Source organism: Roseomonas sp. BN140053 (assembly GCF_047690175.1).
Classification (GTDB): domain Bacteria; phylum Pseudomonadota; class Alphaproteobacteria; order Acetobacterales; family Acetobacteraceae; genus Roseomonas.
This window is the reverse complement of record NZ_JBLLEB010000006.1, coordinates 1-21,467: the sequence shown is the minus strand read 5'-3', so window position 1 is coordinate 21,467 and position 21,467 is coordinate 1. Positions and strand designations below refer to the sequence as shown.

Below are 21,467 nucleotides of genomic sequence, written 5' to 3'. Positions count from 1 at the left end.
CGGCCTGCTGCCGGGTAAGGCTGGGGATCAGGCACCGCCCCAGTTCATGGTCAGGCCGCCATCCATCACCCAGGTCTGCCCGGTGACGTAGTCCGCGGCGTCGGAGGCCAGGAACAGTGCGAGGCCGGCGATCTCCTCCGGCTGGCCAGCGCGGTGCCAGGGGATTTCCTTGAAGGAAGCTTCGCGCTTCTCGGGGTCGTCCAGGCGTTCCTGGGTCATCGGCGTCTGGATCAGGCCCGGCGCGATACCATTCACGTTGATCTTGCTCTCGGCCAGTTCCACCGACAGCGAGCGCGTGAAGGACCCCAACCCGGCCTTGGACATGCCGTAGGGCGCGCTGCCATCCGTAGGCAGGTGCTGCGCCACGGATGAGATGTTGACGATTCGCCCGCCGCCGCCGGCGCGCAAGCGCTGCCGGATAAAGGCGCGGGCGCAGAAGAGCGGGCCGAGCAGGTTGGTGCGGATCACCCACTCTACCTGATGATCCTCGATCTCCGCCACCGGGGTCTTCTTGCCCATGCCGACGCCGGCGTTGTTGACCAGGATGTCCGGCACGCCCAGCCCGTCCTCGACCTGCCGGAACAGACACTCCACCGCGGCCGAGTCCGCGACATCCGTGCGTACGACCAGCGCCTTGCGGCCAGTGGCCTGCACGCGGCGGGCGGTTTCCTCCGCACCGTCATTATCCGTGTGGTAGGCGATGCAGACATGGGCACCGCTCTGGGCGAAGAGCTCGGCAATGGCTTGGCCGATGCCGGAATCCGCGCCGGTGACCACGGCGATCTTGCCTTGCAGAGCCATCGGGCCTGGCAGCATCATGGAAAGGTTCCTCGGCCGGCGTTTTGAGTTGTGGCGCAGCACTCCCAGTGCCGCCGCGAACTCAAGCGCGGGGGCGCCGGGCGGGGTTGCCGTCCTCGAGTCGCCCGGGTGCATCACATCCTGCGTGGGTTTCGGTTTTCCCGCGAGGGCTCACGCGCCTAGCGAGGTGTGTTCAGGCCCGGGCGACGCCACGATGCCCCGAGAGTGCAGCAGCGGACCCTGGTGGACAAAGAGTTCCGGCGCCCGGCCGGGGGTTTCAGCCGCCGTGCTTGCGCCTCAGGGCGCGGGCATTGGCGGCGACGCGGCGGCGCGACGGGCGCATCGCCGCTTCCGCCACCGCCTGGGCGTCACCGCCGCGCAGGGCGACCTGGCTGGCAGCCGCCCAGCCATCGGCGAAGGCCCGCTGCTTCTCCATGGCCATCTCGGCCAGGGTGGTTCCGGCCGTGGCCGGGGTGGCCCAGAGCTCGGCGCTGCGCAGGGCGAAGACCCAGCCAGTCTGCCAGGCGAAGAAGCCCCACTGGCCGAGATCGGCCGGGTTGCGTTTCAAAGCACGTCCAGGATGGCTTCGGCGCGACTGGCTTCGAAGGCGCCCGGAGCCTCGATGCCCACATGCGTCACCAGCCCGTTCTTGGCCACCAGGGCGAAGCGCTGCGAGCGCACGCCCATGCCGCGCGCCCCGAGGTCCAGTTCCAGCCCCAGCGCCCGGGTGAAGTTGGCGGAACCGTCGGCCAGCATCACCACCTCGTCCGTGATGCCCTGGTCCTTGGCCCAGGCGGCCAGCACGAAGGCGTCGTTGACGGCCATGCAGGCCACGAGGTCGACGCCCTTGTTGCGCAGCGCCGCCGCGTTTTCCACGAAGCCGGGCAGGTGCTTGACGGAACAGGTCGGGGTGAAGGCGCCGGGCACTCCGAACAGCACGACGGTCTTGCCGGCGAAGAGCGTGCCGGTGTCCACCTCGCGCGGGCCCTCGGCCGTGGCCTGCATCAGCTTGACCGCGGGGATGGTATCGCCGGGCTGGATGGTCATTGGGCATGCTTTCCGTTGCGGGCGCAGCGGCGCCGGAGGGGAGAACGAGGTCTCCGCCCCGTTCCGCCCGCTGTCAACGCCGCGGGGGCGATCCGGGTTGGCAACGGTCGCGCACGCTCGCGCGCGTGAAGAGTTCGGCGGCCGTACGGTGCTTGCGGCCATCCCGGCGGCCCGCCACATTCGAGGGGATGGCGAGGCGCACGCAAGACGACGAAACCCCCGACCCCGGCGAGGGCGGCGAGGCCACCCCCGGCGGCAAGCGGAGTCCCGCGCGCCGTCGCCCGGGCAAGGTCAAGGCTTCGGTGCTGGCGGCGGAAGGCTACATGGCCGGGCAGCTGCTGATCGCCATGCCTTCCATGCAGGACCCGCGCTTCGCGCGCAGCGTGATCTGCGTCTGCGCGCATTCACCGGATGGGGCGATGGGCATCGTGCTCAACAAGCCCCTGGACAATCTCAGCTTCGACGAGCTGCTGAAGCAGCTGGACGTGGCGCCGGTACCGCCGCAGCGGCGCATCGCGCTGCATGCAGGCGGACCCGTAGAGGGCGGGCGCGGCTTCGTGCTGCACACCGCCGACTGGTCCAGCGAGGGCAGCCTGCAGGTGGACCCCGGTCTGGCGCTGACGGCCAGCGTGGACATCCTCAAGGCCATCGCCACCGGCGGCGGGCCGCGCCGGGGCCTGCTGGCCCTGGGCTATGCCGGTTGGGGGCCGGGGCAGCTGGAGGATGAGATCCAGCACAATGCCTGGCTCAACGTGACACCGGACGAGGCCCTGCTATTCGAGGAAGAGGAAAACGACGCCAAGTGGCGCCGCGCCCTCGCGAAGCTGCGGGTGGATCCGTTGCTGCTGGTGGGAACCGCCGGCCGTGCTTGACCGGCGGCGGTTCCGGCCGGGATCTTCGGGTCTCGGGGCGTGACGCCACGTCAGGCGGTGTAACGGGCGGTCCACACATTCGCGCGCGCTGCGCTCCGGCGGGGTTTCCGGGGGCTGGCGCGGCACCGCGGCTCCGTGCTGCACCTCTGCCGTCCGAAACCACGTCCTGGAGAGCCATGTCGGCCCAGTCCAGTCTCCGCCAACGGGCACTGCCCGATGCGGCGCCTTCGCAGCCCAGTGCTCCCCTTCCCTTTCCTTCGCCCCAGGCCACGCCGGGGCTAGCTTTCCGGCCCAGCCTGTTCCGCTCCTTCTTCATGGGCGGCTTCGAATGCTCCACCCATACCCGCGGCAACGGGCAGCGGCTGGACCTGAGCGCGGGCACGCAGCACGACCGGCGCGTGGAGGAGGACTACCGGCAACTGGCGGAGATGGGCATCCGCTCCGTGCGCGACGGGCTGCGCTGGCACCTGATCGAGCGCTCGCCGGGGCAGTATGACTGGTCCTCCCTGCTGCCGATGCTGCGGGCGGCGGAAAAGGTCGGTACGCAGGTGTCCTGGGACCTGTGCCATTACGGCTGGCCGGACGGGCTAGACGTATTCTCGGGCGCCTTCGTGGAGCGCTTCGCGCGCTTCTGCCACGCCTTCGCCGGGCTGCACCTGGAGGAAACCGGCCGGGCGCCGATCGTCTGCCCGGTGAATGAGATCTCCTTCCTGGCCTGGGCCGGCGGCGACCACGCCCGCATGCCGCCGCGCGCCCACGGCCGCGGCAACGAGTTGAAGCGCCAGCTGGTGCGCTGCGTCGTGGCTGCCACCCATGCGGTGCGCGAAGCAGCACCGGGGGCGCGCTTCCTGGCCATCGACCCGATCATCCACATCGCGCCGCGCCCCGGGCATGAGGCGGCGGCCGAGTCCTACAACCAGGGGCAGTTCCAGGCCTGGGACATGCTGGCCGGCCGGCTGGACCCGGAACTAGGTGGCGGGCCCGAGATCCTCGACGTGGTGGGCATCAACTACTACTGGAACAACCAGTGGCTGGACGGGGGCGAGCCGCTCTCGCCCTTTGATCCTCGCTTTCGCCCACTGCACGAGCTGCTGCTGGCCGCCCATGCGCGCTACGGCCGGCCGGTGTTCCTGTCGGAAACCAGCATCGAGGGCGACCGACGCGCGGGCTGGCTGCGCTATGTCGGGGAGGAGGTGCGGATCGCCATGCGCGCCGGCCTGCCGCTGGAAGGCTTCTGCTTCTACCCCGTGTTGTCGCATCTCGGCTGGGACGACGACCGCTACTGCGACAATGGGTTGCTGGAAGTGGAGTCGCGCGACGGCAAGCGCGTGGTGGACGAGCCGCTGGCGGCGGAGTTCCGGGAACAGCGACGCCTGTTCGCGGCCATGGGCCCGGGAATGGCGGCCGCGGTGGGCTGAGGAGGGGTGGCATCGCGGCACGGGCCGGTGTGATGGCGGGTCCAACCGGGTCGAGACGATTGAAGGTCGTCGGCCCGAGAGGACGCGCCGGGCGCGGGGTGCTACAAGGCCGCACCGTGCCGATTGCTGCTTCCAGGAAGACTCCATGACCATCGCGATCGAGATGGGCACCACCAGCGCCGGCTCGCCCGCGACCCTGGACCTCGAGGAGCTGCTGTCCACCCGCCTTCTGGTTCAGGGCAATTCCGGCTCGGGCAAGTCGCACCTGCTGCGCCGTTTGCTGGAACAGTCGGCACCTTGGGTGCAGCAGGCGGTGATCGACCCGGAAGGGGATTTCACCACTCTGGCCGACCGGCACCCGCACCTCGTGATCGACGCGGCGGCGCAAACGGAGCGGCAGATCACCCAGGCGGCGGAACAGGTGCGGGAACACCGGGTTTCCGTGGTGCTCAACCTGGAAGGGCTGGATGCGGACGGGCAGATGCGCCATGCCGCCGCCTTCCTGAACGGGCTGTTCGAGGCGGATCGCGACCTTTGGACTCCCCTCCTGGTGGTGGTGGACGAGGCGCAGATCTTCGCCCCCGCCGCGGCGGGCGAGGTCTCGGACGAGGCCCGGCGGCTGTCGCTGGGCGCCATGGCCAACCTGATGTCACGCGGGCGCAAGCGCGGCCTGGCCGGGGTGATCGCGACGCAGCGCCTGGCCAAGCTGGCCAAGAACGTGGCGGCCGAGGCGTCCAACTTCCTGATGGGCCGCACCTTTCTGGACATCGACATGGCGCGCGCCGCCGACCTGCTGGGCATGGAGCGCCGGCAGGCCGAGATGTTCCGTGACCTGCCGCGCGGCAACTTCGTGGCGCTCGGCCCGGCCATGTCGCGGCGGCCGCTGCCGATGCGGATCGGCGCGGTGGAAACCGCCACACGCTCGGCCGGGCCCAAGCTGACCCCTTTGCCCCAGTCGGCGCCCGAGGCGGTGCGCGAGGCGATCCTGGCGCCGCCGCCCGAGCCCGGCCGCGTCGTGCCGCGCCGCGCCCCTGCGCCGCCGGCCGATATCCTGGCGCAACTCGCTGCTGCCCGACCGGCACCGCTGCACAGCCGCACCCCGGAGCCCGAGCCGCCGCCCTCCCCGGAAGCCCTGGCCGAGCAGGAGAAGCAGCTGGATGCCGTGATGGCGCAGCTGCTGGAGGACCCGGAAGCCGCCTTCCGGCCGCCCAGCGTGCTTTATGCCGACTTCCTGGTGCGCTGCCGTATCCGCGCTCTGCCCGGCAAGCCGCTGGACCTGCCGGCGTTCCGCCGGCGGCTTGCCCTGGCGCGGGCCGGGGTGGATTCGGCCGAGGCCGCCCGGCCGGAATGGGCCGAGGCCACGGCCCGCGCCGCGGGCTTGCCCGAGGAAGTGCAGGGCATCTTCCTGTTGCTGGCGCGGGCGGCGCTGCACCGCCAGCCCTGCCCTTCCGACGCCGCCATCGCCACTGCCTACGGCACGCGGTCGCTGGGGCGGGCGCGGCGCCAGCTCGCCTACCTGGAAGAGCAGGGCATGATCGTGGTGCAGCAGGATCGCGCCGGCCGGCGGGTCGCGATGGTGGTGCTGGGCTGGGAAACCGCCCCCGGGGATGCCGACGCGGCCGAGGCTGCCTGACATAACGGTTCGCAGGCCCGCCGCGCGTCGGTGGCGCGGCGGGAAACGCTCCGGGTCAGCCCAGCCTCAGCGCTGCGGCTCGGGCGATTTGGCCGGGGCGTCGCCGCTCCATTCATCCGTGATCATGGCCTGCTCCTCGCTGATCTGGTCCAGGGCTTCCGGCGATGGCGGCCGGGGAATGGTGGGCTCCTGTTCCGCGGGTGGCTCGTCGCGGGACGGAGTGGGTTCGGTCGGCATGGCTGGCTTCTCCGCGGGGAGGGTGTCGTGGTGGTCCCGATTGGCAACGCGCGAGGAAGGCAGGAGGCCGCGTCGGCACGTTGCGACACCGTCGGTCAGGCTACTCCGGAGTTGCTGACGTGAGCCTGGTGAGATCCGGGCGGGAGAGCGGGTCGGCGAAGAGGTAAAGGCGCCCCTTCCCGTTGGTGGGCCAGTGCTGATCACGTCCCCGGCATGGGCGGCGTCGCGTGACGCCGCATCCGCCCTGCGTCTGGAACGGGGGGACGTCATCTAACTCGGAAGACATCTTACGAAACGTTCTTCGCACTTGCGGCAGGATGTCGCCGGGCTAGGTATCGGCCCGGCCTGACCCACATCAGGAGCTCCGGAGGCTCGATCCAGACCATGCTGCCTGCACGACGATGCCTTCTGGCCCTGCTGCTGCTCGCCACCCCCGCTGCGCTGGCGCAGGAACGGCCGGCCCAGCCCGGTCCTGGCAATGCGCCCCCGGTTTCCGTGACCACCGCGCCCGCCACCGTCGGCGACGTGCCGGTGGAGGTGGTCAGCAACGGCATCGGCGAGGCCACCCGGATCATCTCCGTTCGCGCCCGCGTGGACGGCGCCATCGAGCAGGTGCATGTCCGCGAGGGCGAGGTGGTGCGCGAAGGCCAGGTGCTCTTTACCCTGGACAGCCGCACCAGCCAGGCGCTGCTGGCGCAGCAGCAGGCCATCCTGGAACGCGACCGCGCCCAGCTGACCCGGGCGCGGGCGGATGCCCAGCGCTATGCCAGCCTGCGCTCCGACGCCTATGCCTCGGCGCAGCGGGCCGAGCAGGCCCAGGCCGATGCCACCGCCCTGGCCGCCACCGTGCGGGCCGACGAGGCCGTGGTGCAGCAGACCCAGCTTTCCCTGGACTTCGCCACCATCCGGGCCGAGGGGAATGGCCGGCTCGGCGCCTTGCCGGTGAAGGCGGGGAACTTCGTGCGCGCGTCCGAAGGCGTGGTGCTGGCCACCATCACCGAGACCGACCCGATCCTCGTCACCTTTTCCGTGCCGGAACGCTGGCTGGGGGAGCTACGTGCCGCCCGGGCGCGGGGCGAAACGCCCAAGGTCCGCGCCCGTGCGCCGGAAGATGGCAGCCCGGCCGCAGAGGGTGAGTTGGTCTTCGTGGATACGGCGGTGGACAGCACCACCGGTACCATCCGGCTTAAGGGGCGCTTCAACAACGCGGAAGGCCGCTTCTGGCCCGGCCAGTACCTGGAGGTCACTCTGATCCCCCGCACCGATCCCAACACCCTGTCGGTTCCTGCCGCGGCCGTGCAGCGCGGCGCGGAAGGCTCCTTCCTGTTCGCGGTGAAGCCGGACGGCCAGAACGGCATCGCCCGCCGCGTGCCGGTGCGGGTGTCGCGCTACGCTTCCGGCCGCGCCGTGCTGGACGGGGCGCAAGTGGCCAACAACGAGCCGGTGGTGACGGAAGGCGCGCAGCGCTTGCAGGATGGGGCCCGGGTGGCGTTGCGGCAGCCCGGCGGGGATGGTGAACGGCCGCGTGCCGGGGGCGAGCCCCGGGCCCGCGGTGACCAGTCCGCCGCCGGGGAAGCCGCCCCGCGATGAACCTGTCCGAACCCTTTATCCGCCGCCCGGTGATGACCGGGCTGCTCGCCGTGGCGGCAGTGCTGGCGGGTATCCTCGGCTACTTCTCCATGCCGGTGGCGGCGGTGCCGCGGGTAGACTTCCCGGTGATCTCCGTGTCGGCGCAGCTGCCCGGCGCCAGTCCCGAGAGCATGGCAACCTCGGTGGCGCTGCCGATGGAGCGCGAATTCTCCACCATCGCCGGCATCGACCAGATCTCCTCCTCCTCCGGCCAGGGCACGACGCAGATCACGCTGCAGTTCGTGCTGAACCGCGACATCGATTCTGCGGCGCAGGACGTGCAGGCGGCGCTGACCCGCGCCCAGCGTCGCCTGCCGGTGGAGATGACGCAGCCGCCTTCCTACCGGAAGTCCAACCCGGCCGACGCGCCGGTGCTGCTGCTGACGCTGTCAGGCGGCGACGTGCCGCTCTACAAGCTCAACGACATCGCCTCGACGCTGGTGTCGCCCTCGCTGTCGCGCGTCAACGGCGTGGCGCAGGTGATCACCTTCGGCGAGCAGCTCTATTCCGTGCGCGTGCGGATGCGGGCCGACCGGCTGGCCGCTCTGGGGCTGACGCTGGACCAGGTCAGCGGCGCCGTGGCCACCGCCAATTCCAACACGCCCGTGGGCACGCTGAGCGGGCCGCGCCAGCAGCTCGTGCTGCGCGCCAACGACCAGCCGCCCAACGCGGAGGCTTTCGGCAACCTCGTCGTTGCCGGGCGCGGCGGTGCGCCGGTGCGGCTGTCCGACATCGCCGAGGTGGCGGACGGGGTGCAGAACGACCGCATCCGCTCCTTCCGTAATGGCAAGGAAGGGCTGACGCTCGCGGTGCAGCGGCAGCCCGACGCCAACACGGTGGACGTGGTGGACGGCGTGCGCGCCGCACTGCCCGCGCTGCGTGCCGCGCTGCCGCCGGGTGCGACGCTGGACGTCGGGCTGGACCGCTCCACCTCCATCCGCGCTGCCGTGCACGACGTGCAGGAAAGCCTGTTGATCGCCATCGGCCTGGTGGTGCTGGTGGTGTGGCTGTTTCTGCGCCGGCTGATGGCGACGCTGATCCCGATGGTGGCGGTGCCGATCTCGCTCGCGGGCACCTTCGGGCTGATGTACCTGCTGGGCTACGGCATCGACAACGTGACGCTGCTGGCGTTGACGCTGGCGGTGGGGTTGGTGGTGGACGACGCCATCGTGATGCTGGAAGCGGTGGTGCGCCACATCGAGGACGGCGTGCCGCCCTTCGAGGCAGCGCTGCGCGGGTCGCGCGAGATCGGCTTCACCATCATCTCCATCACCCTGTCGCTCTGCGCGGTGTTCCTGCCGATCCTATTGATGGGCGGCGTGGTGGGACGCGTGTTCAACGCCTTTGCCGCCACCGTGTCGCTGGCCGTGGCCGTGTCCTGCGTGGTGTCGCTGACGCTGACGCCGCTGATGGCCGCTTATCTGCCCGCGCATGCCAAGCCGTCGCGCCTGGATTCGATGCTGGAGGGCGGCTTCAAGGCGGTGGAGCGCGCCTATGCCTGGTTGCTGGACTACGCGCTGCGTTGGCGGCTGCTGGTCTGGGGCCTGTTCCTGGCCTCGCTCGCCGTGGCCGGCTGGCTGACGGTGACCATTCCCAAGGGCTTCTTCCCGATCGAGGACACCGGCCTCGTCAGCGTGTCCACCGAAGGGCCGCGCGACGCCTCCTTCGAGGCGATGCTGGACCTGCAAGGGCAGGCGGCGCAGATCATCCAGGACAACCCTTTCGTGACCACCGTGTCGTCCTCGGTGGGCGCTTCGGGCAACAGCCTCTCGGTCAACCAGGGGCGCATGTTCGTGGAGCTGAAGCCGCGCGACCAGCGGCCGCCGGTGGGCGAGGTGATCCAGCAGCTGCGGCGGCAGACCTCGCGCGTGCCGGGACTGGCCGTGTACCTGCAGCCGATCCAGAACCTCAGCTTCGGCGCGCGGCAGGCCCGCACGCTGTACATCTACACGCTGCAGGGGTTGGAAACCGGGCCGCTCTATGACTTCGCGCAGCGGCTGGCGGCGCGGCTGCGCCAGATCCCGCTGTTGCAGGACGTCAACACCGACCTGACGCTGGATGCCCCCGTGGTGTCCGTACAGGTGAACCGCGACCGCGCCGCAGCCCTCGGCGTCACGGTGGATCAGGTGCGGCAGGCGCTCTACTCGGCCTTCGGGGCGCGGCAGATCTCCACCATCTACGCCGAGGCCAATGCCTATCCCGTGATCGTGGAAGCGCTGCCCGAAGACCAGCGCAACGAGGACGGTTTGAGCAAGCTGTATCTCCGCTCCTCCTCCGGCAAGCTGGTGCCGTTGGATGCGGTGGCGTCGGTGCAGCGCACCACCGGGCCGCTGACGGTGGGGCACCAGGGCCAGCTGCCGGCAGTGACTATCGGCTTCAATCTCGCGCCGGGCGTGGCACTGGGCGACGCGACCACAGCGATCGATCAGGCGCAACAGGAGCTGAGCATGCCCACCGGCGTGATCGGCGCCTATTCCGGCACGGCGCAGGTATTCCAGCAGGCGCTGGCGGGCCAGGGCATGCTGATCCTGGCGGCCATCCTGGTGGTCTACGTCGTGCTGGGCGTGCTCTACGAGAGCCTGGTGCACCCCCTGACCATCCTGTCCGGCCTGCCGGCCGCGGCGCTGGGCGCACTGGCGACGCTGTGGCTGTTCAAGCTGGACCTGTCGGTGATCGCCGTGATCGGCGTGCTGCTGCTGGTGGGGTTGGTGAAGAAGAACGCCATCATGGTGGTGGACGTGGCCCTCGCCCGGCAGCGCGAGGGCGAGGACGCGCTGTCCGCCGTGCGGCACGCCAGCCTGCTGCGCTTCCGGCCGATCCTGATGACCACCCTGGCGGCCGCGGCCGGCGCCATCCCGATCGCGGCTGGCTGGGGTGCCGCCGCCGAGTTGCGCCAGCCGCTCGGACTGGCGGTGATCGGCGGTCTCGCGGTCAGCCAGGCGCTGACGCTGTTCGTGACGCCGGTGCTGTATCTCGGCTTCGACGCGCTGGGGAAGTGGGTGGGCAGCTGGCGCGGCGGTGCGGCGGGCAATCCGCGGATCGGCGACATCCGGCCGCAGCCGGCGGAATAGCCGCCGGTCCTCAGCGCCCTACATTGCCGCGTGGGGCGCGGATGCGGCCGGAGCTTCGCCGGCCGCCCAGGCTCGTGCCCCGGCGGGAAAAGCGCCGCCGGGTGCAGCGGGCCACTGTGCCGCTACAGGCTGGCATAGGCGCGAACCAGGGCGTCTCGCGCCGCGGCCAGGGCCGCCAGGGACTTCTCGGCGTGACGCAGCCCCACCGTGTCGCTGCGGTCCAGGTCGTCAGCCTGCTCCGCCGCATCGGAAACCCCGGCGGTCAGTTCGTCCCGGATTTCCGCCAGCCATTCCCTGGCTTCGGCATGGATCGAATCCGCTCCGGGCTGGCCCAGCCAGTTCGCGACGATACTTTCCACCTCGCGCTGCATCCGCCCGGAACCGACACCCTTCTGGGCCAGTTCCGCCAGTCGCTTCAGCGCGGCCTGCGTCGGTGCAGGGGTCTTTCCCGTGGCCATGACACTGTTCCTCGCTCGATGTTCCTGAGTGCTACTATCTTCATGTTCCGCTTTCGTTCGCAATAGGAAAATTGCCCTGACGGGAGATTGCATGGAGAACGCGGCCGCGAACGGCACATCGAGGTCACGGTGGGCATTGCGCCGCCTTGTTCGGTCGTCCTAGCCTCGTTGCGAGCCGTCCGGAGCGGGCCGATCAGCAAATCTTCCTGGGAGGAAAAACCTTGTCCGGCAACGGATTCGGCCATGGTGGAGGGTTGATGACCCGCAGCTTCCCACTCCCCCGGTCGGGGGACTTCGCGTGAGCATCGCCGGGATGTTCGATCTGCACGGACAGGTCGCGCTGGTTACTGGTGCTGCCAGCGGCCTGGGTCTCGCCTACGCGGAAATCCTGGCCGAGGCCGGGGCGCAGGTGGTGATGACGGACCTGGACATGCCGGGGCTGCGAGCCGCCGCCACACGAATCGGTGCCACCGCTGCTGTGATGCCCGACACGGCGGAACTGGACGTGGGCGATGCCGAGCGACTCGCCACGGTGATCGATGGCGCGGCGGCGAAGCATGGAAGGCTCGACATCGTGTTCGCCAATGCAGGCATCAGTGCCGGGCGCGGCTTCGCGCTGTCGCCGGACGGTGAACTCGGCAACCTCGACCACGCGAACTGGGACAAGGTGCTGCGGGTGAACCTGACCGGCACCGTCAACACCATGCAGTTCGCGGCACGGCACATGAAGGCGGGCGGCGGTGGACGCATCGTGGTGACGGCCTCCATCGGCGGCATCCGGGCCGAGCCGATGGTGGGCTACGCCTATGCCGCTACCAAGGCGGCCGTGCTCAACCTCGTGCGGCAGGCTGCAGTGGAACTGGCGCCGCACAAGGTGCTGGTGAACGCCATCGCCCCCGGCCCTTTCCTGACCAACATCGCCGGCGGACGGCTGCACCGTGAACCGGACGTGGTGGCCATGTTCGCCGAGATGGTGCCGCTGGGGCGCATCGGACTGCCCGAGGAGATCAAGGGGCTGGCGCTGCTGCTGGCCTCACCTGCCGGCAGTTTCCTGACCGGCACCGTGATCCCTGTAGATGGCGGCGCCACCGCCGCCGTGTGACGCGGCATCCTTCGCATCCGGGGAGGTCGCCGCGTCACACAGCGGCAGCCTTCCGCCTTCGCCAGTGGAATGCCGCCGCCCTCTAGCCGGACAAAGGCCGGGATGGCAGCTTGGCCTTTCCGCGCCGCATCCCCGGGCCGCTCATCGCCCGCACTGGCGCGGCGTGGCTGGAATTCCGCTGCTGGTACGGGAGTAAACGAGAATGACCCAGGTTGATGTCGCGACCTTTCGTCATGTCGCCGGGCATTGGGCCAGCGGCGTCGCCGTGATCACCACCCGAGATGCCGCGGGCCGACTCTTCGGCCTGACCATGAGTGGCGTGACCTCGCTCTCGATCTCGCCCATGCAGTTCCTGATCTGCGTGGACAACCGCTCCACCTCCTTGCCGGCGATCCTGGAAAGCGAGCACTTCTGCATCAACTACCTCGCCGCGGAACAGGAACAGGTGTCGCGCACCTTTGCCGGCAAGTCCGAAGACAAGTTCGCCACGGTTCCCTACCGCCTGCTGCCGAGCGGCACCCCGGCAATCGACGGTGCGTTGGCGCTGATCGACTGCCGCATCGCTTCCTCCATGCCCGGCGGCGATCACACCATCATCGTGGGCGACGTGCTGCATGCCGAGGCGAGCGAGCGCGAGCCGCTGGTGCATTACCGTGGCCGCTACCGTGGCTTGGCGTGAAGCGCCGGCGACCTCGGGAGGGCTCGGAATGATATGCAACTCTGAATTGCATTTCTCCGAGAGCGTTAGCGTGAGCCTGAAAGCGGGCCGCTTCGTTCCGCGGCGAGCCCACGACATGTTCCAGCTGACCGAGTCCCGGGCCTAGCCTGCCGACAACCATCCGGGGTCGCGATGTCCGCCGTCGAGCTGCAACAGACTTCCCTCTTCCTGTCTGCCGAGCGCAGCCGCGAGGAGTTGGATCGCGACTATTCGCCCAGCCGCTTCATCGGCTCCCTCGCACCGGTGCTGGAAGATTGGCGTAACCGCACGGCCGAGCAGAAGCGCCGACACGGGGACCGCTTCCGCGCCGCCCTGCCCTATGGCAGCCACCCGCGCGCGGTGGTGGACCTGTACCGGACAGAGGCGTCCGGGGCGCCGCTGCTGGTGTTTATCCATGGCGGCTTCTGGCAGGCGGTGTCCAAGGACGAATCCGGCTTCATGGCCGATGCCTGGACCGCGGCCGGGATCAATCTGGCCGTGCTGGACTACCCTCTGACGCCGGAGGTGTCGCTGTCGGAGATTGTGCGACAGGTGCGGCGCGGGCTGTTCTGGCTGCAGGAGCAGGCAGGCGCGCTTGGCGTCGATGCGTCGCGGATGGTCATCGCGGGCCATTCGGCCGGGGCGCATCTCGCGGCCATGTCGCAGATAGGGGCGGGCGGAACGGCAGTGGTGAGGGCTGGTGGGCTCGCGCTGCTGTCGGGCGTGTTCGAGCTGGAGCCGATCCGGCATAGCTACGTCAATGAGGCGGTGTGCATGACGCCGGCGGAAGCGACAGCGCTCAGCCCGGTGCGCAGCCGGCCGGAACGGAGCCTGCCACTGGTGGTAGCTGTGGGGGAGAACGAGCCTACCGCCTTTCACGAGCAGAGCCGGCATCTCGCCTGGCAGTGGCGGGAGGCGGGCTGCCCCACGGCGAACCTGCTGCTGTCCCGCCGCGACCATTTCAGCTTGCTGGACGAGCTGGCCGACCTGGGAACACCGCTGGGCCGGGCAGTGGCCGGCCTCCTTCCCGAGGCACTGTCCACGCCCGCCAGCCCATGATGCCGACGGAGCAACAGCCGATGCAAGAGAACAGCCTGAAGCAGGAGGTGGACACGGGACTGCCAGTGCCGGGCCAGCCGTTTTCCTGGGCGATCCGCTCGGGCGGGTTGCTGTTCACCACCCATGGGCCCGTACAGCCTAATGGCAGCGTTCTGCAGGGCGACATCCGCCAGCAGGCAAGGTTGACCCTGGAGAACCTGCGCCACAGCCTGGAAGCCGCAGGGGGAAGCCTGGACGGCGTGGTGCAGGCCACAATCTTCCTGGTGGACGGTGCCGACATGGCCCCCGTGGACGAGGTGTACCGGGAGTTCTTCCGGGCGCCCTTTCCCAATCGCGCCAGCGTGGTGGTGGCAGGGCTGGTGGCCCCCGGCATGCGCGTGGAGATCCAGGCCATCGCCGCCCTGCCGGATCGCTGAGAACCCCGCGAGGCCGCTGCTTCCGTCCGCAACCGCCTCCGAAGCCTCGCGCTGAGAGAACAGCTCGCGCACCACTCCCCGGGATCGGCCCCGATCGCCGGGCCGGTGCGGCGGGATCGAAGGACGGGGTTTTCCATGGAACTGCAAGGTCGCGTCGCGCTGGTGACCGGTGCCGGATCGGGCATCGGGGAAGCGGCGGCAAAGCTGCTGGCGCGGGCCGGCGCCAAGGTTGCCGTGCTCAGCCACACCGGCGAGGAGGTGCAGAAGACCGCCGAAGCCATCCGCGCCGAGGGCGGCGAGGCGCTGGTGCTGGTGGCCGACGTCGCCGAGGACCTCGGCATGAAGCACGCTGTGGCCGAGGTGATCAGCACCTTCGGGCGGCTCGACATCGTGGTGGCCAATGCCGGCATCAACGGCGTCTGGGCGCCCATCGACGACCTGACGCCGGAGGAGTGGGACCGCACGGTCAACACCAACCTGCGCGGCGCCTTTCTGACGCTGCATCACAGCGTGCCGCACCTGAAGAAGGCCGGGTCGGGGTCGATCATCATCACCGCCTCGATCAACGGCACGCGCACCTTCACCAGCGCCGGCGCCACCGCCTATTCCTGCACCAAGGCTGCGCAGGTCGCGATGGCGCAGATGGCGGCGTTGGAACTGGCGAAGCACAATATCCGGGTGAACGCCGTCTGCCCCGGCCGCATCGGCACGGAGATCACGGACAACACGCATAAGCGGAACGAGGAAGAGGCGCGCTTCCCGGCGGAATACCCGGCGGGCGATATCCCGCTCACCGGCACGGTGGCCGGAACCTCGGAGGATGTGGCGGAGCTGATCCTGTTCCTGGCCTCGGACCGGGCGCGCCACATCACCGGCACGCCCGTCTGGATCGACGGCGCGCAGTCACTGCTGATGTAGTGGTTCAGTCAGGCGCGGGTGAGACCCGCGCCCGGCTCGGCTCAGGCGCCGATGGCGCGGCGCACCGCGGCCAGGGCTTCGGCTGCCTTATCGGCTTCCGGACCGCCGGCCTGGGCCATTTCCGGCCGGCCGCCACCGCCCTTGCCGCCCACCGCGGCACTGGCGGCACGCACCAGCGCCACCGCGTCGGCGCCGCCCCGGGCAGCCTCGCCCACCGCCACCACGATGCTGGCCTTGCCCTCGGCGGTGGAAACCAGCGCCACCACGTCGGCCGTGCCGGCCTTCAGGATCGCGTCGGCAATGCCCTTAAGGTCGCGGGCCGGGGTTTCGCCCAGTTCGCGCAGCGCCAGGCGCAGGCCGCCGACTTCCTCGACCTCCGCGGCCGCGCCACCGGTGGCGAGCTTCTTGCGCAGTTCCGCCATGTCGCGTTCCAGCTTGCGGCGCTCTTCCAGCAGGGCGGCAACGCGGGCGGGAACTTCGGCGGGGGTGCTCTTCAACGCGATCGCGGCCTCGCGCAGGTTGCGCTCCGCAGCCTCGATCACCGCCAGGGCGGCGGTGCCGGTCACGGCCTCGACGCGGCGGACACCGGCGGACACGGCGCTCTCGCCGAGGATCTTGAACAGGCCGATGTCGCCGGTGCGCGCGACGTGCGTGCCGCCGCAGAGTTCCAGCGAGTAGACGCCGTGCTTCTCGGTGGCCAGCGGGTCGTGGCCCATCCCGACCACGCGTACCTCGTCGCCGTATTTCTCGCCGAACAGGGCGGTGGCGCCGACCTCGACCGCGGCTTCGGGCGTCATCAGGCGGGTGGTCACCTCGCCGTTCTGGCGGATGCGGTCGTTCACCTCGCTCTCGACCCAGGCGAGGTCGGCGGGGCTCATGGGGGTGGGCTGTGACACGTCGAAGCGCAGGCGGTCCGGCGCGTTCAGGCTGCCCTTCTGGGCGACGTGGTTACCGAGCCGGCGGCGCAGCGCCTCGTGTAGCAGGTGGGTGGCGCTGTGGTGGGCGCGGATGCTGGAACGGCGGTCGTGGTCGACCTCCGCCAGCACGGCCAAGCTGGTGCTGGCCTCGCCGTGGCTGACCGTGCCGAGGTGGACGAAGAGGTCGCCCAGCTTCTTCTGGGTGTCGCGCACCACGATGCGGCAGGCATCGCCGGCGGAGATCAGGCCGGTGTCGCCGACCTGCCCGCCGCTCTCGGCGTAGAAGGGCGTCTGGTTCAACAGCACCGCGACCTCCTGGCCGGCAGCGGCGCGGTCCACGACTTGGCCGTCCACCACGAGGGCGAGGATCTCGCCTTCCGCCTTCTCGGTGGAGTAGCCGAGGAACTCCGTGGACCCGACCTTCTCGCGCAGGTCGAACCAGAGGGTTTCCGTGGCGGCCTCGCCGGAACCGGCCCAGGCGGCGCGAGCGCGGCGGCGCTGCTCGGTCATGGCGGTTTCGAAGCCTGCCGTGTCCACGCCGCGGCCTTCGGCGCGCAGGGCGTCCTGGGTCAGGTCGAGCGGGAAGCCGAAGGTGTCGTAGAGGCGGAAGGCGACGTCGCCCGGCAGGGACTGACCTTCGCCGAGACGCGCGGTTTCCTCCGCCAGCAAGCCGAGGCCGCGATCCAGCAGCGTACGGAAGCGGGTCTCCTCCAGGCGGAGGGTTTCTTCGATCAGGGACTGGGCGCGCAGCAGTTCCGGAAAGGCGCCGCCCATCTGGCGCACCAGCGCGGGCACGAGGCGGAACAGCAGCGGCTGCTGGACGCCCATCAGGTGGGCGTGGCGCATGGCGCGCCGCAGGATACGGCGCAGCACGTAGCCGCGGCCCTCGTTGGAGGGCATCACGCCATCGGCCATCAGGAAGGCACCGGACCGCAGGTGGTCGGCGACCACGCGATGGCTGACCTTGAAGGGACCGTCCGGGTCCTGGCCGGTGACCTCGGCCGAGGCGAGGATCAGGGCGCGGAAGGTGTCGATGTCGTAGTTGTCGTGCTTGCCTTGCAGGATGGCGGCGAAGCGTTCCAGCCCCATGCCGGTGTCGATCGAGGGCCGGGGCAGCGGGGCGCGAATGCCGGGCGGTCCTTCCTCGAACTGCATGAAGACGAGGTTCCAGATCTCGATGAAGCGGTCACCGTCCTCGTCCGGACTGCCGGGCGGGCCGCCGGGGATGGAGGGGCCGTGATCGAAGAAGATTTCCGAGCAGGGGCCGCAGGGTCCGGTGTCGCCCATGCGCCAGAAATTGTCGGAGGTCGGGATGCGGATGATGCGGTCGTCCGAAAGGCCCGCGACCTTGCGCCACAGGGCGGCGGCGTCCTCGTCCTCGGAATAGACCGTGACCAGCAGCTTCTCCTTGGGCAGGGCGAAGTCGCGGGTCAGCAGGGTCCAGGCGTGGAGGATCGCCTGTTCCTTGAAGTAGTCGCCGAAGGAGAAGTTCCCCAGCATCTCGAAGAAGGTGTGATGCCGGGCGGTGTAGCCGACATTGTCGAGGTCGTTGTGCTTGCCACCGGCGCGTAGGCATTTCTGCGACGAGGTGGCGCGGGAATAGGGGCGCCGCTCCTGGCCGGTGAAGACGTTCTTGAACTGCACCATGCCGGAATTGGTGAACAGTAGGGTCGGATCGTTGCGCGGGACGAGCGGGCTGCTCTCGACCACCTGATGCCCGTCACGGGCAAAGTAGTCCAGGAAGGTGGCGCGGATGTCGTTGCTGCTGGTCATTGTCCGGCGCGGTGATCTCGAAACTGGACGGGAATGGAACCCAGCCCTTAGCGCGCCCCCCCTGGCCCGTCGAGGGGCCAGGGTCAGACTGCCTCTCCTCTAGCCGAAGGCACCGCATTCCAGGGAGATCACGGCGCTGGCCTGCCGCACCAGGGCGAAGAGCTCGCGCAGCGGTTCGGTGATCTCGGCGCGCTCGCGGCCGTAGCCTTCATGGCGCGGGGCCGGAGGCTCGCCGAAGTCCAGGGCGGCTTCCGGCGGGGCAGCGGCGGGGAAGACCTCGTCCAGCAGGGCGGCCGCCCCTTCCACATCCAGGCGTAGCAGGCGCTGCACCAGCCCATTCCGCACGACGCCATGGCGCGGGGAAAACTCCGGGATGTCCACCGCCAGCAGCCAAATGCGATGGATCAGGCATAGTCGGATGGCGTGCACGGCGAAGAGCCGGTCGCTCATGCGCGGCGCTTCCCCGGGCCAGGCGCCACGCAGCAGCACGTCGTCGGCCAGAAGCCGCCGGAGCACGCCACGCGCCCGATCGCCCAGCCCGAGCTCTTCCAGCGCGTCGGCGACCTTCATCAGTGCGGCGGCCCGGCCAGGTCGGCGGGTCCGCGCCGCGCGGTCGAGCCAGGTGCCGGGGTCAAGGCTCGCGACATAGCCGCGCAGCACATCCGGGTCGGACAGCGTCAGCCCGGCACGCACGAAGGCCATGGCGTTGCGGAAGCGTGGGGAGCGCTCCAGCAGGTCGGCGAAGGCCTCCGGCTCACGCGAGGCGCCCTGCCCCATGCCATGCGTCACCGTGGCGAGGAAGCCGAGCTGCTGGAGCACGGCGTTGTTGGGAATGGCGCGCAGTTCACGCGGATGGCGGATGGTGGCGGGACCACCCGTATCGCTCTGGCGCGCAGCAGGGCGGGAGCCGGTGCGGTCCAGCAGCGCCGGGCCGAAGGCGCCCAGCAGGGCGGCGTAGCCGGGGTCTTCCACCAAGGCGGCAACATCGGCGCGGGCGCCGGCGAAGAGGTCGGCAGCGAAACCACCTTCCGCGTAGACGGGGTCCGGCTGGTCCTGGCGGGTGGGAGCGAAGGCGTGCTCGGCGATGCGGGCGACGGTAGCCTCCGCAAGCGCGGGAGTGCCGAAGTTCAGGTAGCCGTCGCTGCCCTGGAAGCTGGTTTCCAGCCGGGTGTGGATCCCGTGTGCCGCGAAGGCTGCGCGCACGGCGGGGGGATCGAGGTAGTCCAGGCGGGCCGCCAAGCCATCGGGGTGGCCGCCGCGGCCCAGGCCTTCGCCGTGGGTGTCGAAGAGCACGACTTCGAGCTCGCCCAGGCCGTAGCGGCCGAGTAGCTCGGCCACGCGGAGCTTGAGGCGTTCGATGAGGTGTGACGCTTCGACCTGGCCGATGTAGCGGCCAGAGTCGGAATAGCCGAACTGCAGGCAGAGCCGTCCGACGCGCTTGAGGTGGGCGCGCCAATGCGGCGAACGCAGCGCTTCTTCCACCACGCGCTCGCCGCGGCGCTCCAGCGCTTCGGCAGTTTCAAAGAGCGGGCTGATCTCCAGGCGGTCCTCGACGCCGCACAGGCGAGCGAGGAGCAGGGCAACCAGCAGCGTGAGGCCGCTCTCGGTTTCGGCGATGAGGAAGCGGATCGGCTGGCTGGCGTCGACGTGCTTGGCGATCTGCGTAACGGTCATGATCAGGCGCAGAGCACTGGCCTGTTCCGCCAGGAGGCCGCCGAGGTCCACAGGTTCAGGCCGCACCTCGTCCAGCGCGGCGTTGACCGCCGAGAAGAGAGTGCGGCGAAGCGCAGGATCGTCGGGGCCGCCGCCCAGCTGCGGGAAGCGGAGGCGGGCGGCGTTGTGCAGTTGAGACGCGTTCAGGCGGACATGGGTATGGGCCAGGGAAAGCGCATGGGCCACGAGTCCGGCCCGCGCGACGCAGAGCGCCAGGCGTGTCTGATCATCCGGTGCCGCCTTCAGGGCTGCCGGAAAGAGTTCCAGGAAAGGGTCGAGGGTGGTGGTGGCGGTATCGCGCTGCGTGATCAATGCTCGGGCGAAAGCCTGGGTCGCTTCCGCCGAGGGTGCACCAGATGGGGGGCAGGCAGCGATCTGCGCCTCAACGGCCTCCAGTGCCTGGGACACACGCTGATGCAGCGGACCGGCACAGTCTTCGGGTAGGGCGGCACATTGCGCGGCTAGGCGCACGAGTTGCAAACGCTTCATGGCGAGTCGAAGCCGCAGTGTATCCTGCCAGCCGATGTCGGTTCGGCCATCGGTGTCGTACCCCACCCAGGAGGCGAGTAGCACAGGCCGGGGATTGAGTGAGGTCCAACGGTCCGGCCAGATTTCCCTGGCCGTGCCGAATACGGCCGCGGCAAGGCGGTCCAAAGCATCACGACCGTTGATGATGGCAGCGGTCGCTTGTGCGAATTCCTGGTCCAGTGTTGGAGGTCGGGGCCGCAGCGGCAAAGGTCCGGCGGGTGGGGTGCCCTCCGCAGCCTGTGTCAGGGCCCGATTGGTGTCGGGCGAGAGGCTGAAGGTGGGATGTGCGGTGAACACCGCCGCGGCGCGGGGCCGCTCGATGGCAGACCGGAACACTGCGAGAGGCACGGGACTGTCATCAGGGTCGGGACGCGCGACCTGGGTTGCCACCAGGGCGAGGTCGCGATCGGCACGGTTCATCACCGCACCGCCCACAGCTTGGTTCAGGTGGTGAGCGCGCTGAAGGAAGGCACCTTGGCCGAGTTGTTCCAGCTCTGTCGCGAGATCACTGCGGGACAGTGTTCCATCGTCCAACCGCCGGCTCAGTCCCAGAGCCACAGCGAGTGCCGGACTTCCGAACGGATCATCCATTGCCGCCTTGCGGGCATCGGATACGAGGGTGAGCAGGTCGGGTTTGGGAATGTCGAGCATCACGACCATGCTGCGCCTGCGAAGGCCAACTGTCGTGTGCAATAATGCTTGAGGGCAAAAGGGAGATGCGGGGACAGGATTTGAACCTGTGACCTTCAGGTTATGAGCCTGACGAGCTACCGGGCTGCTCCACCCCGCGTCGGTGGTGTTTGTGGGACAGGGAAACGTTCCTCTCGGGCGGCCTGGCGGCGACCGACTCTCCCGCAGCTTGAGCTGCAGTACCATGGGCGCAGGGGCGTTTCACGGCCGAGTTCGGGATGGGATCGGGTGTGGCAGCCCCGCTAGGGCCACCAGGCCACCGGAGGGGAACGTATGAGGGAGGGGTGAGTGTGTGTGTGTGGTGCGGTGTGGTGCGGTTTGGTGCTGCGCGCGGCGGGGACACGAAGTCCCCTGCGGCGGTGATGGGATGAGATCGATCGGGCGATTAGGACCGCTCAGCTGAGCCAGTTACCTGGCGTATACTTGCGGCCTATCGACGTGGTGGTCTTCCACGGCCCTTGGGGAGACCTGGTTTTGAGGCTGGTTTCCCG

At 69.7% G+C, this 21,467-nt stretch carries 17 protein-coding genes, 1 tRNA gene and 2 rRNA genes; 10 read left to right on the top strand and 10 right to left on the bottom strand.

Annotation, left to right across the window (positions count from 1 at the left end):
- Positions 1-27: 27 nt before the first annotated feature.
- The 3 genes from ACLIBK_RS08100 to ACLIBK_RS08090 all read right to left on the bottom strand — a co-directional run bounded on the left by ACLIBK_RS08100 (position 28) and on the right by ACLIBK_RS08090 (position 1,845).
- Positions 28-819: an SDR family NAD(P)-dependent oxidoreductase gene (locus ACLIBK_RS08100; protein ID WP_415386737.1), complete on the bottom strand. Its 792-nt coding sequence runs from the start codon at positions 817-819 to the stop codon at positions 28-30.
- A 256-nt stretch (positions 820-1,075) separates the two neighbouring features.
- Positions 1,076-1,366, bottom strand: coding sequence for a hypothetical protein (locus ACLIBK_RS08095; protein ID WP_415386736.1), 291 nt, complete (start codon positions 1,364-1,366; stop codon positions 1,076-1,078).
- Positions 1,363-1,845 (bottom strand): peroxiredoxin, encoded by a 483-nt coding sequence (locus tag ACLIBK_RS08090; RefSeq protein WP_415386735.1) that lies wholly within the window; start codon positions 1,843-1,845, stop codon positions 1,363-1,365. The genes ACLIBK_RS08095 and ACLIBK_RS08090 overlap by 4 nt, the downstream gene beginning before the upstream one ends.
- A gap of 188 nt (positions 1,846-2,033) precedes the next feature.
- On the opposite strand from ACLIBK_RS08090, the gene ACLIBK_RS08085 reads away from it, so the two are divergent.
- The 3 genes from ACLIBK_RS08085 to ACLIBK_RS08075 all read left to right on the top strand — a co-directional run bounded on the left by ACLIBK_RS08085 (position 2,034) and on the right by ACLIBK_RS08075 (position 5,768).
- Positions 2,034-2,717: a YqgE/AlgH family protein gene (locus tag ACLIBK_RS08085; RefSeq protein WP_415386734.1), complete on the top strand. Its 684-nt coding sequence runs from the start codon at positions 2,034-2,036 to the stop codon at positions 2,715-2,717.
- Between the two features lie 176 nt (positions 2,718-2,893).
- Positions 2,894-4,135, top strand: a complete 1,242-nt coding sequence (locus ACLIBK_RS08080; RefSeq protein ID WP_415386733.1) for a hypothetical protein — start codon at positions 2,894-2,896, stop codon at positions 4,133-4,135.
- Positions 4,136-4,280: 145 nt separating this feature from the next.
- Entirely contained in the window at positions 4,281-5,768 is a 1,488-nt protein-coding gene (locus tag ACLIBK_RS08075; protein ID WP_415386732.1) for a helicase HerA domain-containing protein, read from the top strand.
- Between the two features lie 66 nt (positions 5,769-5,834).
- Here the strand turns inward: ACLIBK_RS08075 and ACLIBK_RS08070 are convergent, their stop codons facing one another.
- The gene (locus ACLIBK_RS08070; RefSeq protein WP_415386731.1) at positions 5,835-6,005 is read right to left on the bottom strand and encodes a hypothetical protein; all 171 of its coding nucleotides are present in this window, start codon (positions 6,003-6,005) and stop codon (positions 5,835-5,837) included.
- A 384-nt stretch (positions 6,006-6,389) separates the two neighbouring features.
- On the opposite strand from ACLIBK_RS08070, the gene ACLIBK_RS08065 reads away from it, so the two are divergent.
- Both ACLIBK_RS08065 and ACLIBK_RS08060 read left to right on the top strand, forming a co-directional pair.
- Complete coding sequence (locus tag ACLIBK_RS08065; protein WP_415386730.1) at positions 6,390-7,595, top strand: efflux RND transporter periplasmic adaptor subunit; 1,206 nt, start codon at positions 6,390-6,392, stop codon at positions 7,593-7,595.
- Entirely contained in the window at positions 7,592-10,705 is a 3,114-nt protein-coding gene (locus ACLIBK_RS08060; protein WP_415386729.1) for an efflux RND transporter permease subunit, read from the top strand. The genes ACLIBK_RS08065 and ACLIBK_RS08060 overlap by 4 nt, the downstream gene beginning before the upstream one ends.
- A 122-nt stretch (positions 10,706-10,827) precedes the next feature.
- Here the strand turns inward: ACLIBK_RS08060 and ACLIBK_RS08055 are convergent, their stop codons facing one another.
- A complete protein-coding gene (locus tag ACLIBK_RS08055) occupies positions 10,828-11,163 on the bottom strand; it encodes a hypothetical protein (RefSeq protein ID WP_415386728.1) in 336 nt (111 codons plus the stop codon).
- Between the two features lie 298 nt (positions 11,164-11,461).
- Between ACLIBK_RS08055 and ACLIBK_RS08050 the strand changes: the two genes are divergently transcribed.
- From ACLIBK_RS08050 to ACLIBK_RS08030, 5 genes are all read left to right on the top strand, one after another.
- On the top strand, positions 11,462-12,265 hold the full coding sequence (locus ACLIBK_RS08050; RefSeq protein WP_415386727.1) for an SDR family NAD(P)-dependent oxidoreductase: 804 nt from the start codon (positions 11,462-11,464) through the stop codon (positions 12,263-12,265).
- Between the two features lie 202 nt (positions 12,266-12,467).
- Positions 12,468-12,944: a flavin reductase family protein gene (locus ACLIBK_RS08045; RefSeq protein ID WP_415386726.1), complete on the top strand. Its 477-nt coding sequence runs from the start codon at positions 12,468-12,470 to the stop codon at positions 12,942-12,944.
- Positions 12,945-13,115: 171 nt separating this feature from the next.
- Entirely contained in the window at positions 13,116-14,021 is a 906-nt protein-coding gene (locus tag ACLIBK_RS08040) for an alpha/beta hydrolase (protein WP_415386725.1), read from the top strand.
- 20 nt (positions 14,022-14,041) lie between these two features.
- Positions 14,042-14,437 carry a RidA family protein gene (locus tag ACLIBK_RS08035; RefSeq protein WP_415386724.1) on the top strand — a complete coding sequence of 132 codons (396 nt, stop codon included), beginning with the start codon at positions 14,042-14,044 and terminating at the stop codon, positions 14,435-14,437.
- A 135-nt stretch (positions 14,438-14,572) separates the two neighbouring features.
- Entirely contained in the window at positions 14,573-15,355 is a 783-nt protein-coding gene (locus ACLIBK_RS08030; RefSeq protein WP_415386723.1) for an SDR family oxidoreductase, read from the top strand.
- 41 nt (positions 15,356-15,396) lie between these two features.
- Here the strand turns inward: ACLIBK_RS08030 and alaS are convergent, their stop codons facing one another.
- The 5 genes from alaS to ACLIBK_RS08005 all read right to left on the bottom strand — a co-directional run.
- On the bottom strand, positions 15,397-18,045 hold the full coding sequence (gene alaS, locus ACLIBK_RS08025; protein ID WP_415386722.1) for an alanine--tRNA ligase: 2,649 nt from the start codon (positions 18,043-18,045) through the stop codon (positions 15,397-15,399).
- A 99-nt stretch (positions 18,046-18,144) separates the two neighbouring features.
- Entirely contained in the window at positions 18,145-20,937 is a 2,793-nt protein-coding gene (locus ACLIBK_RS08020; RefSeq protein ID WP_415386721.1) for a phosphoenolpyruvate carboxylase, read from the bottom strand.
- Between the two features lie 65 nt (positions 20,938-21,002).
- A tRNA-Met gene (locus ACLIBK_RS08015) sits at positions 21,003-21,076 on the bottom strand.
- Positions 21,077-21,117: 41 nt separating this feature from the next.
- A 5S ribosomal RNA gene (rrf, locus tag ACLIBK_RS08010) occupies positions 21,118-21,232 on the bottom strand.
- A 108-nt stretch (positions 21,233-21,340) separates the two neighbouring features.
- Positions 21,341-21,467: ribosomal RNA gene (locus ACLIBK_RS08005) — 23S ribosomal RNA — on the bottom strand; the annotation flags it as partial.